Annotated in this window: 14 protein-coding genes; 7 read left to right on the top strand and 7 right to left on the bottom strand. The window is 52.8% G+C overall.

The window, feature by feature from the left end:
- The first annotated feature begins 846 nt into the window (after positions 1-846).
- The 4 genes from AC0YOB_RS09515 to AC0YOB_RS09500 all read left to right on the top strand — a co-directional run bounded on the left by AC0YOB_RS09515 (position 847) and on the right by AC0YOB_RS09500 (position 3845).
- Positions 847-2202, top strand: a complete 1356-nt coding sequence (locus tag AC0YOB_RS09515) for a cytochrome ubiquinol oxidase subunit I (protein WP_475792636.1) — start codon at positions 847-849, stop codon at positions 2200-2202.
- Positions 2199-3224, top strand: coding sequence for a cytochrome d ubiquinol oxidase subunit II (locus AC0YOB_RS09510; RefSeq protein WP_475792635.1), 1026 nt, complete (start codon positions 2199-2201; stop codon positions 3222-3224). Before AC0YOB_RS09515 ends, AC0YOB_RS09510 begins: the two co-directional genes overlap by 4 nt.
- A gap of 69 nt (positions 3225-3293) precedes the next feature.
- Positions 3294-3398: a cytochrome bd oxidase small subunit CydS family protein gene (gene cydS, locus AC0YOB_RS09505; RefSeq protein WP_475769225.1), complete on the top strand. Its 105-nt coding sequence runs from the start codon at positions 3294-3296 to the stop codon at positions 3396-3398.
- Between the two features lie 144 nt (positions 3399-3542).
- Positions 3543-3845 carry a hypothetical protein gene (locus AC0YOB_RS09500; protein ID WP_475792634.1) on the top strand — a complete coding sequence of 101 codons (303 nt, stop codon included), beginning with the start codon at positions 3543-3545 and terminating at the stop codon, positions 3843-3845.
- Positions 3846-4060: 215 nt separating this feature from the next.
- On the opposite strand, the gene AC0YOB_RS09495 is transcribed toward AC0YOB_RS09500, so the two are convergent.
- On the bottom strand, positions 4061-5140 hold the full coding sequence (locus AC0YOB_RS09495; protein WP_475792633.1) for a Gfo/Idh/MocA family protein: 1080 nt from the start codon (positions 5138-5140) through the stop codon (positions 4061-4063).
- Positions 5141-5302: 162 nt separating this feature from the next.
- Between AC0YOB_RS09495 and AC0YOB_RS09490 the strand changes: the two genes are divergently transcribed.
- A complete protein-coding gene (locus AC0YOB_RS09490) occupies positions 5303-6172 on the top strand; it encodes an AraC family transcriptional regulator (RefSeq protein ID WP_475792632.1) in 870 nt (289 codons plus the stop codon).
- 113 nt (positions 6173-6285) lie between these two features.
- Here AC0YOB_RS09490 and AC0YOB_RS09485 read toward each other — a convergent pair whose 3' ends face one another.
- From AC0YOB_RS09485 to AC0YOB_RS09475, 3 genes are all read right to left on the bottom strand, one after another.
- Positions 6286-7005 (bottom strand): response regulator transcription factor, encoded by a 720-nt coding sequence (locus AC0YOB_RS09485; protein WP_210037282.1) that lies wholly within the window; start codon positions 7003-7005, stop codon positions 6286-6288.
- Positions 7006-7111: 106 nt separating this feature from the next.
- The gene (gene pnpS / locus AC0YOB_RS09480) at positions 7112-8911 is read right to left on the bottom strand and encodes a two-component system histidine kinase PnpS (RefSeq protein ID WP_475792631.1); all 1800 of its coding nucleotides are present in this window, start codon (positions 8909-8911) and stop codon (positions 7112-7114) included.
- A gap of 193 nt (positions 8912-9104) precedes the next feature.
- Entirely contained in the window at positions 9105-10649 is a 1545-nt protein-coding gene (locus AC0YOB_RS09475; protein ID WP_475792630.1) for a fumarate hydratase, read from the bottom strand.
- A gap of 104 nt (positions 10650-10753) precedes the next feature.
- Between AC0YOB_RS09475 and yfbR the strand changes: the two genes are divergently transcribed.
- Both yfbR and AC0YOB_RS09465 read left to right on the top strand, forming a co-directional pair.
- On the top strand, positions 10754-11431 hold the full coding sequence (gene yfbR / locus AC0YOB_RS09470) for a 5'-deoxynucleotidase (protein ID WP_475792629.1): 678 nt from the start codon (positions 10754-10756) through the stop codon (positions 11429-11431).
- 87 nt (positions 11432-11518) lie between these two features.
- Positions 11519-12526 (top strand): SDR family oxidoreductase, encoded by a 1008-nt coding sequence (locus AC0YOB_RS09465; protein WP_475792628.1) that lies wholly within the window; start codon positions 11519-11521, stop codon positions 12524-12526.
- A 12-nt stretch (positions 12527-12538) separates the two neighbouring features.
- On the opposite strand, the gene AC0YOB_RS09460 is transcribed toward AC0YOB_RS09465, so the two are convergent.
- Genes AC0YOB_RS09460 through AC0YOB_RS09450 form a run of 3 tightly spaced genes read right to left on the bottom strand, consistent with a single transcriptional unit; the run spans position 12539 to position 15394 of the window.
- On the bottom strand, positions 12539-13189 hold the full coding sequence (locus AC0YOB_RS09460; protein ID WP_475792627.1) for a D-sedoheptulose-7-phosphate isomerase: 651 nt from the start codon (positions 13187-13189) through the stop codon (positions 12539-12541).
- Positions 13190-13194: 5 nt separating this feature from the next.
- A complete protein-coding gene (locus tag AC0YOB_RS09455) occupies positions 13195-14205 on the bottom strand; it encodes an ROK family protein (RefSeq protein ID WP_475792626.1) in 1011 nt (336 codons plus the stop codon).
- 28 nt (positions 14206-14233) lie between these two features.
- Entirely contained in the window at positions 14234-15394 is a 1161-nt protein-coding gene (locus AC0YOB_RS09450) for an ROK family transcriptional regulator (RefSeq protein WP_475789776.1), read from the bottom strand.
- Positions 15395-15510: the final 116 nt, after the last annotated feature.

The raw sequence follows: 15510 nt of genomic DNA, 5'->3' as shown, positions 1-15510 counted from the left end.
TCATTATCTTATTTTTAAGATATATGGCGAAAATTGACTCTGCTGCCCGCTTTGGGCCCATTTACCCAATCTCTTCAGCGTATCAATAGTTTCGTGCTTTTCATCTAAGATTAAAGTCTTCATTCGTGTCATACCTGGATGCACGAATAGCTTAAGTGATGTTTCGAGTTCTATATCCAATTGTGTTGGCCCCGATATCCGCCTCCTTTAATCTTTAATTTAAATATCTTTAATTTAAGATAATATATTTTCCGTATGATGTCAACCGTTTTTCAGCGTATAGCCAGCATAACGTGAGATTTGCCGGATCTCCTAAACAAGTCAGTTGAAATTATAAACTTTTATTCCGAAAGACTGTATCGAACCCGTTACTGTCTTCATGACTAGGATGACCCTCAATCTCTATAATATTTGGTTCATGGTTTATGCAGTCGATTTTCGACGGTCGAATCCGGACTGACACGGTAACTCTTAGCGAGTTCTTTCCCTACAACCGCTAGGCGGAAGCAGACGCTTATGACACCACACACAACCTTCATTCAACACTTTGACAACAATTAGTCAACCGCTGGTCACAATTCATTGTGAAAATAATCACAAATCAGCTTATACTATAAATATAAGTCAATTGGATCACTAAGGAAGAAGGGATACCCATGGTTGACAAGGATCAGAATAAACCGGGCGAACGAATAGCAAAGCAGGAGAAACGCTTAATCATACTATGCATCGCTGTGGCGTTCATTATGCTGCTCGCTTTATCCCGGCGGATATTTTAAACCGAAATTGAATATAGGGCTGCAATATTATTCATTTTATTTCATTATCAACAGGAGGGATTCAACCATGCTGCTTAGCGGATACGATCCGGTCATGTACAGCCGAATACTAACATCATTCACCCTCGCTTTTCACATTATTTATGCGACGATCGGCGTCGGGGTGCCGCTTATGATCGCACTCGCGGAGTGGATCGGTATCAGACGCAATGACGCTCACTACCTGCTCCTGGCCAGACGTTGGGCACGCGGATTCGTCATCACCGTGGCAGTCGGCGTTGTGACGGGAACAGCTATCGGACTGCAGCTCAGCCTGCTTTGGCCCAGCTTCATGCGCGTGGCCGGCCAATCCATCGCACTGCCGCTGTTTATGGAGACCTTCGCTTTCTTCTTCGAAGCGATTTTTCTTGGAATCTACCTGTACACCTGGGACCGCTTCAAGAATAAAATGGTTCACTTCTGGCTGCTCGTGCCTGTTGTGATCGGATCATCCGCATCGGCGTTCTTCATTACGGTCGTCAATGCGTTCATGAATGCGCCAGCCGGCGTAACGGTCGTAGATGGCGCGATTACCGATATTTCGCCGTTCGGGGCAATGTTGAGCCCGGCTATGCCGACCAAAGTCTCGCATGTCCTGATCACTGCTTACACGACATACGCCTTCGCCCTTGCCGCCATTGCCGCTTTTTCGCTGCTGAAGGGCCGCAACCACGTCTATCACAAAAAAGCGCTGAAGATGACGATGGTATCCGCCTTTGTTTTCCTTATCGGCAGCGCAGTCATTGGCGATTTATCCGGTAAATACCTGGCGAACTACCAGCCGGAGAAGCTGGCCGCCATGGAATGGCATTTTGAAACCTCTTCGCAGGCCCCCCTTGTGCTAGGCGGTATCCTGGATGCAAATAATAACATTAAATACGGGCTGAAAATCCCCTATGCCCTCAGTATATTGGCTCATGGACTGCCTAACGCGGAAGTTACGGGACTTAACGATATTCCCGATGATGAGGAGCCGCCGCTGTGGATCCATTATCTGTTTGATATCAAAATGGGCTTTGTCGCCTTGATGGTTCTGATCTCGGTTGTATTCATGCTGGTGCTGTGGCGCAAACGCCATCTTGCTTACACGAACAAATGGCTGCTGCGCGCCATCGTGCTTGCCGCCCCGGTCTCGATGCTGACGATCGAGCATGGCTGGATATTCGCAGAGGTCGGACGCCAGCCATGGATCCTGCATGGCATCATGAAGACCTCCGAAGGCGCCACAACCTCGGATCATGTGGATACGATGCTGATCGTGTTCACCGCCTTGTACGCCGTGCTCGGCTTCACCTCCGTGCGCGTGCTGATCAAGATGTTCAAAAGCAATCATGTGGAAGATGAAATGAAAGCCAGAGGGATTGAGGAGGGGGATGGACAATGAGCTATGAAGTGCTTGGCATATCCGTACTCTGGGTCTTTCTGTTCGGCTATCTCATTGTGGCCTCCATCGACTTCGGCGCCGGATTCTTCAGCTATTACAGCACGATTACGGGTAAACGCCATCTGATCCAAAATATCATTGAACGGTACTTGTCGCCGGTGTGGGAAGTAACCAACGTCTTTCTCGTCTTCTTCTTCGTCGGCATCGTCGGCTTCTTCCCGGACACCGCTTATTATTACGGAACCGCCTTGCTGGTTCCCGGGAGCGTTGCGATTGTTCTGCTGGCTGTCCGCGGCGCTTACTATGCCTTCAGCGCTTACGGCTCCAAGAAGAATAACCGCTTCTATGTCATGCTTTACGGAGCAAGCGGCCTGCTTATACCGGCGGCATTATCTACCGTCATGACCATTTCCGAGGGCGGCTACATCGCAGTCGATGCCAATGGCAAGGTCAGCTTCCTGTTCAGCAGGCTGCTCACCAGCAGCTACTCCTGGACTGTCGTTCTGCTGGCTCTGGTAAGCGTGCTGTACATCTCGGCGATGTTCCTCAGCTACTATGCCAATCGTGCGAATGACCGCAATGCTTTTGAAGTGGTGCGCAAGTATGCGCTCGCCTGGAGCGGACCGACCATATTAAGCAGCCTGCTTGTATTCTTCGCAATCCGTAATCACAACCCAGAGCATTTCCGGCAGATGCAGTCCTATGCCTGGATGTTTGTCCTGTCTTTCGCCTGTTTTCTGATCGCCGTCTACCTGTTATATACACGCAAAAGATTGGGACTTTCCTTTATCTTCGTCATGCTGCAGTTTGGGTTCGCATTCTTCGGCTACGGAGCAGCGCATTTACCTTATATATTGTATCCTTACTTAACCATCTATGATAATTTCACAAGCGAGCCCATGGCCCTTGCTCTGATAGCCGTATTTATTCTTGGTCTGCTGCTGCTGATTCCATCCCTCTACCTGCTCATGCGGCTGTTCCTGTTCGATGCCAAGTACGTTCAGGGCAAACGGGGAAAATAAAAAAAGTGTGAAACTTAGCCTATGCTGTCGATGCAGTTTTTACTCCGTAAAACTTTAGGAGGGAATCATATGGAGGATTTTTTGATATTCGTCGCCCCTTTTCTTGTTGTAGCCTTCGCGATCGTATTTATCTTCTGGCTGTTCGGGAGAAAGCCGAAACAACCAGATCAGTGATTTTCGCATAGCAGCCATACAGGACTCTTTACCAGCTCATGGCAGCGGATAGAGTCCTGTTTCTATGGAAGGTCAAAAGCAATTGTGGATTGGCCGCTGCTTTCGTTATAATGGGATCATCTGTTTCACTAGGAGAGTGTGCTCATGAACAGCAAAGAAATAGAAGAATGGGTTGCAGCGAACTATCAGCGGGATGAACAGATGATGGTGGACGCCTTCGCCCAATGGTGCATCAATCATGATCTTGATCCTGTGGAATTATACATACGCGCCTATCCGAGTCAAGCGGCTAACGAGGCTTTGAACCAGGCCGTCTCCTTGTCCCTCCCGAAGGAAGAGGCCCCTGTGGTCGATGATGATGCCCTGCTTCATATTTTAATGGTGTTTGATAATGAAGAGCTTGGTTTTGTCGTAAGCGGGGAAATTGCCAAGCGCAAGAAACGCTGACTTTGCCCATAACGAGGAATGCAGCCCTTTATCACTGATCAAATCAGTCCAGGAAGAAGCTCCTTCAAGCAATGTGCAGCATATGAAAAAAGAGCTGAGCCGTTAAGAAATAACGGTTCAGCTCTTTTTGATTTACTTCACAAATCCGGAAAATCCGGCTGGTTCACAGCCATGCTTGCCTAACCTGTGATTCCTGGCATGCTGCTGCAATAAACTTAGTCGAAATAAACGGCTTTGCCGGTGCGTGCCGACTCGTAGATGGCTTCAAGAACTTCGGAAACGACCAATGCCTGTTCCGGTTTAACCAGTACATCTTTATCGTTCAGGATAGCATCTACCCATGTGTGCATTTCCAGCACGGAAGGCTCTTCGCTTGCGCCATCGTAGAAAGCGACGCCGCCGCTGTTCAGTTCGATATCGTTGACATACAGACGGCTGTTTTTCTCGCCGTTGATGCGCAGACCGTTCTTCATGTCCGCACCTGCTTTGGTACCGGAAAGCGAAACTTTCGCTTCATCGATATCAAGCGTGTTAAGCGCCCAGCTGGCTTCGATCACGATTGATGCGCCGTTCTCCATTGTGATCATGGCAAATGCCGAATCTTCAACGGTGAATTTTGCAGGATCCCAAGGGCCCCAAGCGTTAGCCGCATTCTCGGTTTGGGACAGCTTGTGATAAGTACGGCCAAGAACAGCCTTAGGCTTGTAGTTGTCCATCATCCACAGCACCAGATCAAGAGCATGCGTACCGATATCGATCAGCGGACCGCCGCCTTGCTTCTCTTCGTCGAGGAACACGCCCCATGTTGGAACGGCGCGACGACGAATGGCATGCGCACGCGCATAATAAATTTCGCCAAGCTCGCCATCCGCACACAGCTGTTTCAGGTAGCGGCTGTCGGTACGGAAACGGTTGTTGTAGCCAATGCTCAGCTTCTTGCCTGTACGCTGCGAGGTTTCCAGCATGAGACGGGCGTCTGAAGCTTTCTTCGCCATTGGCTTCTCGCACAATACGTGCTTGCCGGCTTCCATAGCGGCGATCGAAATTTCCGCATGGGAATCATTCGGCGTACACACATGAACGGCATCGATCGAGGAATCGCTGAGCAATTCATGATAGTTGCTGTATACTTTTGACTCAGAGCTGCCGTATTTCTCTTTGGCGTTTTCTGCACGATCAACTACGATATCGCAGAATGCGACAATTTCTGCATCCTGTACCTTTGCAAGACTTGGCAAATGCTTACCGTTTGCGATACCTCCGCAGCCGATGATGCCAATACGTAACTTCGACATTGATTCTACCTCCATAATGTGAACTTCATATATTTTTTATTGCATGCTGCTTGTTTCATGACACAACAAACACTAGAATAAGTATAGACGATTCCGACTACAAAAAACCAGCTTCGGAATGGCGCTGCTTTTATGTGATTTTGTCGTCGAAGGGATGGTAGCGTGGAAGTTTATAACGAAAAAGTAGACTATGAAAACCCTCTTTTGTCGATTCGGGTGTATCAGTCCCAGCGAAATCATGATTTCACCATAAACTGGCATTATCATCGGGAGATTGAACTGCTTCTTGTCAACGAGGGTGTTCTGGATGTTTATATAGATGATGAATTGGTACGCCTCGAAGCGGGCGATGTGGCCATTATCGGCTCCAGCCAGCTGCACCGCGACCGCAGCCTGGGAGTCCCGCTGAATTATAATGTGCTCCAATTCGACATTGAGCAATTTTTTGATCACAGCACAATGCCCTATATGCGTTTTTTCTCCGAGACGAAGAATCCGCTCAGCCGGGCGAATTACATTTTCCAGGAGAACGAGCAGGCCAACAGGGAGGCGGCGGACTGCATCCGGGCGATCCTTAAGGAAGTGACGTTCAAGCAGACCGGCTACGAACTGGCCGTCAGCATGATTATCAAAAAACTGCTGCTGCTGCTCATCCGCAGCGACACGAAAAAAATGCTCGCCGAACGCGAGGATTTTGACCGGGCGCGCCTTCGCAACGTGCTGGATTTTGTTGAGGATCACCTCACGGACCGCATCCAGGTGGAAGAAGTCAGCAAGATGGCCAATATGAGCTACTACTATTTCGTGAAGTTCTTTAAGAAGGCCATTGGCCTGTCCTTTACCGAGTATGTCAATTACCGCAAGATCAAATGGGCCGAGCGGATACTGCTGACCAAGGATCTGAGCATTTCCGAGGTAGGCGACCATATTGGGATGCCCAATATGGCCCATTTCTATAAAATGTTCAAGAAATACAACGACTGCTCGCCCAAGCAGTTTCAGAAGCGGATGCTCGCCTGGAACCGGGGATAAACGCCAAGAAGAGAAGAAGTGCCATTCGCCATGCTCTGGCGGCAAAGTTGATTTCTTCCAAGGGACATTATTCACTATAAGGCTATAAGGCAGAAAAAAGCCCGGATCACCGATTATTTCGATGATCCGAGCTTTTTTGGCATTACAAGCTTGTAGCCGACGCCGCGGATGGATTCAATCTGAACCGACTGCTGCCCAAGCTCCAGCTTCTTGCGCAGGGAGCTGACATGCACATCCACCGTGCGCTGGCCGCCGATATAATCAAAGCCCCACACGACGTTCATCAGATCATCGCGCGTGATGACCATACCCGGCCGCTGCACCAGATACAGCAGCACTTCGAACTCCTTCGGACGCAGCGGGATGGAATCCCCGCCCAGCACAACCTCGTACCGCTCCGGATAGATGGACAAATCGCCCGCCGTAATGACCTTGCCTGTCGTCTCGCTTGGCTTGCCTTCTTCCTGACTGGTCCGGCGAAGCACGGCCGAGACCCGCGCCAGAAGCTCCGCAACGCCAAACGGCTTGGTCATATAATCATCAGCGCCATGCTTGAGCCCCTGAACAACCTCTTCCTCGGCGTTGCGTGCCGTCAGCACAATAACAGGTGTCCGGTTGCCGCTTTGACGCAGCCTCGTTAAGATCTCAAATCCATTCATCCCCGGTAACATAATATCCAGAATAATCAGTTCAAACGAACGCTGCAGCGCGACTTGCAAACCCTCTGCACCATGATCGATAACTGTCGTGTCATACCCTTCCTGCGTTAAATTGTAGGAGAGCAATCTCGCCAGTGTCGGTTCGTCTTCAATGACCAGCACTCTTTGCGACATGTAGACCCCCAGCCTCCGCGCATGACTCCACGCGCGATTCCACTTTCTTATATATCTTAATCATATCATTCATGGAGAAGAATCGTCCAGCCTTGTTAACTGGAGGTCACTGCAGCACCGGCAGGACGATCGTGAAGGTCGAGCCGACACCAACGGTACTTTCTACGGTTATGGAGCCTTTATGCAGCTCCACCAGATGCTTGACGATCGACAAGCCAAGACCTGTTCCGCCCGACCCGCGTGATCTTGCCTTATCCACACGGTAGAAGCGCTCGAAGATGCGCGGCAGATCCTTCTTGGGAATACCGATGCCCGAATCCGAAATAGAAATGCGGATATGATCGTAGTCTTCCCCGTCGGATACATATCTGGTACCCGCTACCGGTCTGACGACAATCGTCACATGCCCGCCTTCCGGCGTATAACTGATTCCATTGGCCAGCAAATTCATGATGATTTGTCGCAGCCTGTCCTCGTCAGCCTCCGCGTAGATTCCAGGCTCCGCTTTCAGAGAAACGACAATATGCTTGCGGGCGGCCTCAGCGGACATCAGCTTGATGGATTTGTCGATAAAGGACGAGAGCTCCACAGGCGAGAACTGCAGCGGAATACGGCGCGACTCAATCTTCGAGAGCTCCAGAATATCGCCGATCAAACGGTTCAGGCGGTCGCTCTCGTCAAAAATAATTTGCAGAAAGGAGCGAGCCGTCTCCGGATCGTCCACCGCTCCGCCAAGAAGCGTCTCGGCGAACCCTTTCACCGCCGTAATCGGCGTCTTCAGCTCATGCGAAACATTGGCGACAAACTCGCTGCGCATCCGCTCCAGCCGCCGGATGGCCGACACATCCTGAAGCACCAGCAGCACGCCGCCGAACTCTTCATCCTGAAAGATCGGAACGAGATTGAGATCAAGCAAACGCTCTTCGGGAAAATAAAATGTAATTTCCTCGCGCAGATGCTCTTTGCGTTCAAGTCCGTCCTGGATAATTTGCAGCAGCTCATACTGCTGCTTCGCCTCCAGATAATGCCGCCCGACCAGCTCCTTCGAGGAGATGCCCAGCATCTCCTCGGCGCAGCGGTTCATCAGCACAATGCTCCCATCCCGGTCGATCATCATAACGCCGTCAATCATATTGTCAAGCACGCTTGCCAGTTGGCTTTCGTTCTGATGAATACGTTCCATCTGTACCTGCAGGCCATCAGCCATGGCATTGATAGCCATTCCAAGCTCCCCGATTTCGTCATTGCCCTTCACGGATACTCTTGCCCGGTAATCCAGGTTTTTGATCCGCTTGGAGACGCGGGTAATCTGCTCCAGCGGCCTTGTAAGCCCTCTGGCCACACGGAAGCTGATAAATACCGCCACTACGAACAGAATAAGCAGACCAACGAGCAGTGTGGTCCAGATCCGCGTGATGCTCTCATCGACCTCCTTGAGGCTGAGCGACAGACGGATTATACCCGCATCCGGCCGTTTCGGATCGACAAGCATGGCCACGTACAGCAGATTTTGATCAATCGTATCGCTGCGGCGTATCGATCTGCCGACGCCGGACTTCTCCGCTTCCTGTACTTCGGCCCGCTGCAGATGGTTGTCCATGGTCTCGGGATCATGATCGGAATCGCCCAGCACCACGCCGCTGCCGTTGATGAAGGTAACCCGCGAATCCGTGATCTTCTTCAGCCGCTGGGCTTCCTGCGTATAGTAGTCATACAGCTCCTCCGGCGTCCCGTCGCGCCACTCCATTTGATCCAAAATAATTCTCATCTCTCGCACCATATTATCCTGCAGCGCATCCAGATGGTTATTCTTAAAGGTTTTGCCCATAAAGAGACCGGCAGCCAATACCGAAAGGCCGATCAGTGTAATCATTATTATGGTCAGCCTTGTGCGAAAGCTATTCATCCCGTTATACCCCCAAGCTTTTCTTCCAAGCTTCATCGTACCTGTACGGAAGCTCCCATGCCAAGTGTTCTATTGTTAAGCTTTTGTAAATAACACAAAGCCCTGTGCTTGGGGAAAAAGAAATCCCTCGGATCTGCATCCAGGGATCAGGTAAATATCCGGTTTAAACATGAGAATTATGATTGCTTATATTTTATACAAAAACCGGTTCTTTAAACTGTGCCAGCTTGGCAAAGGAATCCTGTTCGACATCCGCGTGCAGGCTGTTGCCGTGCGCATCCATCGTGACGATTGCGGCGAAGCCCTCTGTTTTCAAATGCCACATCGCTTCCGGTATGCCGAATTCCATATGATCAACGCCGTTCACCTGCTTGAAGCATTCCGCGTAATATTGAGCCGCTCCGCCGATGGCATTCAAGTAAACTGCTCCATGCTCCTGCAAAGCGGCGAGCGTCCTGGGACCCATTCCGCCCTTGCCGATGACCGCGCGGATGCCGAATTTCTTGATAATTTCACCTTGATACGGCTCCTCGCGGATGCTCGTTGTCGGTCCGGCAGCTTTCACATGCCAGCCTTCCTCATCCTTTAGCATAACCGGACCGCAGTGATAAATAACCGCACCGTTCAAATCAATCGGCGCGTCGTGATCCATCAGATATTTATGCATCGCATCACGGCCTGTGTGCATTTCGCCATTGATGATGACGATGTCGCCGACCTTCAGACTGCGCATCTGTTCTTCCGTAAAAGGCGTATTCAGGACGACCTCGCGGCGCTCCTCCTGCCCCGTTACCGCCTCGGCAGCGGCATCTGCCGCCTGCGATACCATCGGGGTATCCGAACCGCTTGGATAGATCCATTCCTTGATTTCGCCGGAATCTGCGCTCAGCAGCACGCCCTGGCGTCGGTACGCCCAGCAGTTGTAGGCCACGGAGACAAAGAAGCTGGCTGGAAGCCGGTTCATGACGCCCGCTTTGCAGCCGAGCAATGTTACTTGGCCGCCGAAGCCCATTGTGCCGATCCCCAGCTTGTTGGCATTCTCCATCACATAATGCTCCAGCTTGCGGAGCTCCGGATCGGGGTTCATATCGTCAACGTGGCGGAACAGCTGCTGCTTGGCCAGCTCGTAGCCCGTTGTGCGGTCGCCGCCGATCCCGACGCCGATGAAACCGGCGCTGCAGCCTTGGCCCTGTGCCTGATACACCGCATGCATGACGCATTTGCGGATGCCGTCCAGATCGCGTCCCGCCTTGCCCAGTCCTTCGAGCTCAGCGGGCAGACTGTATTGAATGTTTTTGTTTTCGCAGCCGCCGCCCTTGAGAATCAGACGGACATCGATATCGTCCTTCTCCCACTGCTCGAAATGGATAACGGGCGTACCCGGACCGAGATTATCTCCCGTATTCGCGCCGGTCAGGGAATCGACGGAATTCGTCCGCAGCTTGCCGTCCTTGGTGGCGCGGGCAATAGCGTTTTTGATCTGCTGCTTCATGATGATTTGATTGGCTCCGACAGGCGTATGAACGATAAAGGTCGGCATGCCGGTATCCTGGCAGATAGGCGAAACATTGGCTTCGGCCATCTCGATATTGGTTGCGATGGTGGAAAGGGATAAGCCGGCCCGTGTAGCGCGGTCCTCGGCCTCCTGGGCCGCCTGAATGACCTTGCGCACATCTCCGGGAAGATTGGTTGAGGTTTCCACAACAAGTTTATAGACGCTTTCTTCGAACTGATGCATAAATGAGTGCTGTCTCCTCTCACTGGTCGCGTATGTTTTTTAGCTATATAATAACATATACAACCTATGGCAGCATATCGTTTCTCAAGGAGTGTAACCAAGCTATGGACAGTCATTTCATCGCCTATATGTACCGTCTGCAATATATCGAGCGCTGGAGCCTCATGCGCAATACGACGCGTGAAAATGTAGCCGAGCATTCGTACCATGTCGCCCTGCTCGCCCACATGCTGTGCGAGATCGGCAACCGCATATTCGGGCGCAAGCTGAATGCGGACAGAGCGGCGTCGATGGCGCTTTTCCACGACGCCACTGAAGTGTTCACCGGCGATATCCCTACGCCGGTCAAGCATCACAACCCGAGGATGCTCGCGAATTTCCGCGAGCTTGAGGCCATGGCTGCCGAGAGGCTGCTCGGCATGGTTCCCCAGGCGCTGCAGCCGGCCTATGCGCCGCTCGTCAGTGGCAAAGCGGCGCATGTGACTTCGATGGCGGCAGACGCCGGAGAAGCAGGCGCAGAGCCCGACAGCACTGACGGCTTGCCCCAGCCGGGCGCCGGGCAGGAGCGCGAGCTGCTGAAGATTCTCAAGGCGGCCGATTTGCTCGACGCCTATATCAAATGTTTGTCCGAGCTGTCCTCCGGCAACCGGGAGTTTGCCGTTGCCAAGGGCCAGATCGAGCAGTCTCTGGCCCTCCTGAGAATGCCGGAGATCGACTGGTTCCTGACCCATATGGCGCCAAGCTTCAGCAAGACGCTGGACGAGCTCTCGGCCGATGAATGAAAACGGAAGCAAAAGTTGATCGGAAAAGAAGGGTTTGGGAGCAGAAACGGGGAATACCTTCTGGATAACAGAGAGGAGAATGTGAAGATGAAGGTATTGTTTATCGGTGGAACGGGCATTATCAGCGAGGCGGTCTCCAGACTGGCTATTGAACGGGGTCATGACCTGTATTTGTTCAACCGCGGCAAGCGCGATGAGCTGGTGCCCGAAGGAGCTAAGGTCATCCAGGGCGACATCCGCGATCCGGATGCGGCGGCATCGCTGCTTGCGGAGCATCAGTTCGACAGCGTTGTCGACTGGATTTCCTACACCCCGGACCAGGTTCAGACCAGCATCAAGCTTTTCAAGGGGAGAACCGCCCAGTATGTCTATATCAGCTCGGCATCCGCTTACCAGAAGCCGCCCGAGCACTATATCATCACGGAAGAAACTCCGCTCTCCAACCCGTATTGGCAGTATTCCCGGGATAAAATCGCCTGCGAGGAATTGCTGGCTGCGGAACATGAGGAAAGCGGCTTCCCTTATACGATTGTCAGGCCTTCCTTTACGTATGGCAATACGATGATTCCCGCTTCTATAAGCAGCTGGCAGCATCCATGGTCCCTGGTGGACCGTATGCGGCAAGGCAAAAAAATCATCATTCACGGAGACGGAACCTCGCTCTGGACCATGACGCATAACACGGACTTCGCCGTAGGCTTCCTGGGACTGCTGGGGCATCCCGAAGCCATTGGCGAAGCCTTCCATATTACATCGGATGAGGTCATCAGCTGGAATCAGCTGTATGCATCCATCGCCGCGGCTGCCGGAGCGGAGCTGTCTGCCGTCCATATCTCGTCCGATTTTCTGTGCACCTACTCCCCCGACCTGATCGGCGGCCTGCTGGGCGACAAAGCTGTCAGCAGCGTCTTCGACAACAGCAAAATCAAGCGCCTTGTGCCGGAGTTTAACGCCAAGCTGTCGTTTGCCGAAGGCATCCGCCGCTCGGTCGAATGGTTTGAGGCGCGTCCGGAGAAGTGCACCATCGATGCAGAGTGGAATAATTGGTCCGATACCGTTATCGCCGCTTATGAGAAGGGCTTCAACAGAAGCTGACGCCCCTTTTGCTCATTCTGAGTACAGGCTGAAAAACCGATCCTCCAGTGCGATGCATAAGGCGTGGTAGATGGGCAGATGCCGCTCCTGAATATCGGGGGTGCTGTCCCATGGCACACAAATGACCGCATCGCACAGCTCTTTCATTCTTCCGCCTGTTCTCCCCGTCAGACCGATCGTCTTCATCCCTTTGGCTTTGGCAACTTGAAGAGCGCGGATCACGTTGCGGGAATTGCCGGAGGTGCTCAGACCGATCAGAGCGTCACCGGGTCTGCCATAGCCGTAAACCTGCTGGGCAAACACCATATCCGCCGAAACATCATTCATGAAGGCAGTCATCAGCGCCGTATGGCTGACCAGCGAAATTGCGGGGAGAGCGCCCTGCAGATTATCGCAAATCTCTGCTTCCTCGCCCGGGAATAAAGCCCCGACCTCCTCACGAAAAGCCGCCGGAACCGGCCGCTTCTGCATAAACCCCTTCATCAGCTCCCCGACTATATGCTCACTGTCGGAAGCACTCCCGCCATTGCCGCACACAAGCACCTGGCCGCCCATGCTGTAGCTGCCTTCCAGCAGCTCATAAGCCTTCCCTATATCGGACAGGCAGCTGTCAAGCTCGGGATATTTTGACGTTAAAGCAGAAAATACAGGTTTGATTACCATTAGGTTTACCCCTCTCTTAGTTGTTCCAGTTGATAAGCGGCTACGGACAAGCTGGCATAATCTCCGATCTGCTCGCCAAGCGCAGCCGGAACGATGCGGCATACATCCAGGGAATACGGCAGCGTCTCTGCCTTCAGCACCTCGAAGAGCGTCTCATCCAGCAGCACCTGCTGGCGCGCATAGATGCTGCCTATGACAATCAGCTGCGGATTCAAAACATCAATCAGCAGGGACAGGCCTTTTCCAAGCTTGCTGCCCACCAGGCGGAACACCTCGACCGCAAGCGGATCGCCCTGCCGCGCCGACAGGCCGACACGCTCCGCTGTTACCCCGGCCAGATCCGACGCTTGCGGACAATATGCCGGACGCTCTCCCCTTGCATGGGCTTCGACGGCTTTCGCCTGAGCAAGCCGGGCAATGCCGCCTCCGCTGCAGAAGCCCTCGAACGAGCCTGTTTTTCCGTAACCGACCGGCCCCTCGTCTTCAATCCGCATATGCCCGACTTCACCGGCCATGTCATTGGTTCCCGAGTACAGACGGCCGTTCAGGATCAGACCTGAGCCCATCCCCGTCCCGAAGGTCAGAAAAATAACATTCTCGAGCCCCCTGCCCGCACCCCATTTCCATTCCGCAACGGCGCAAGCATTGGCATCGTTTTGCAATCCTGCAGGAACCTGAAACCGTCTGGAAAAATAGTCCACGACCTCAATGCCATCCCATCCAGGCAAATTAGGGGGAGACAATATGATCCCCCGCCTGCTGTCCAGCGGCCCGCCGCAGCTGATTCCGATACCTGCAAGAGCCTGCCTATTATTATGGCCTTCTTCTTCATAGGTGCCCGCCATTTCCGCCAGCAGCTGCCTCAACGCTTCTTCGATGCGCGCAAGAGCAAGCTCAGGACTTGGAGGGGTTGCAAAACGCTTCTTGGCGATGATATCAATTCCGCCCATGCGCTCCTGTCCCAGACTGACCGCACATTTGGTTCCTCCGATGTCGATTCCGGCAAGAAGACTCATCTTTTATCATCCTCTCTTTTTTCGTTGGCTAAAGCAGCAGCTCGTGGAACACTAGCGAAGCTGCTCCAATCGCTCCGGCCTCCTGCTTCAGGGCAGAAACACCGATGCGCACTTGAGCAACTCTGGCGCGAAGCGGCTGCGCCTCCACCCTCTCCCTCAAGACCGGCAGAAAAATCTCCTCTGCCAGGTGAAAATGATCCCCGCCCAGCACGATTAAATCCACATCAAGCAGATTGACCGCTGTGACCATGGCCTGTGCCATATATCCGGCAGCGCGGCTTACGATTTCCATGAACACGGTGCCCGGCTTTGCCGCTTGGACTAGCTGGCGTATATCCGGAAAATCACCGTAGGCCGAAGCCTCACGCAGCAGAGCAGGTATCGAAGCATAGGCCTCCAGACAGCCATATCCGCCGCATAGGCATGGCCGCCCATTGCTCTCTACGATAATATGGCCCAGCTCAACGGCATTCCCGCTCTGCCCCCGATATATTTCATCGCCGGCAACCAGACCGCCGCCAATCCCCATCCCCCAATACGCATACAAAAAAGAATCCGTCCCCCATCTCCCCGCCCAATGCTCGCCGATGGCCGCTACCGTGGAGCTGTTGTCGATCACGACCGGACAGCCAAGCTCCCCGTGCAGATGGTCCCGGATCGGAATACGGGACCAGGCTTCATAATCAGGAGGTGATACCACTTCTCCGTGGACGTAGTCGATCGGACCGGGCGTGCCGATTCCAACCCCGACTATTTTGTCGCGGATGGAAGCATATTCGGCCCCTTTCAGGATGGACGACGCATAAGCGGTCATACGGTCCATCGTTTGCATTGGAGATTCCTGCGCAGGAATCGGCTCGCATTCATAATGGATCACATGACCCCGGAGATCGACCAGCGCCTTGGACAAGCTGTCACGCTCCATGCAAAACCCGATGGCATAAGCTCCTTCGGCGCGAAGCTCCAGCTGCACCCGGTTTCGCCCGCGCCCTCCGGTCCCTGCCGTACCTGTCTCCTTCAGCAGCCCCTCCTCCATAAAGCGGCGGACAACATTGGTAAGTGTCTGTGGGCTTAGGCCGGTATAGTCCACAAGCGCAGCCCTGGAAATGGGGGCCTGCTGCCTTATGGCGTGTAGGACAATGGATTCATTGATCCGCTTTAGCTGCCTCTGTGAAGATGGGATCGCCATATCCGCTTATAGCCCCCTGCCATAATTTTAATTAATCCAACACTTTGATTATATCATAACGGAAGACACTGCCCCCGTCCATCAACAAAAATAAAAAAGTTGTCCCCAGCCATTAA

It is taken from the genome of Paenibacillus sp. JT31N17 (assembly GCF_056269255.1).
This window is presented reverse-complemented; position numbering and strand designations above follow the sequence as displayed.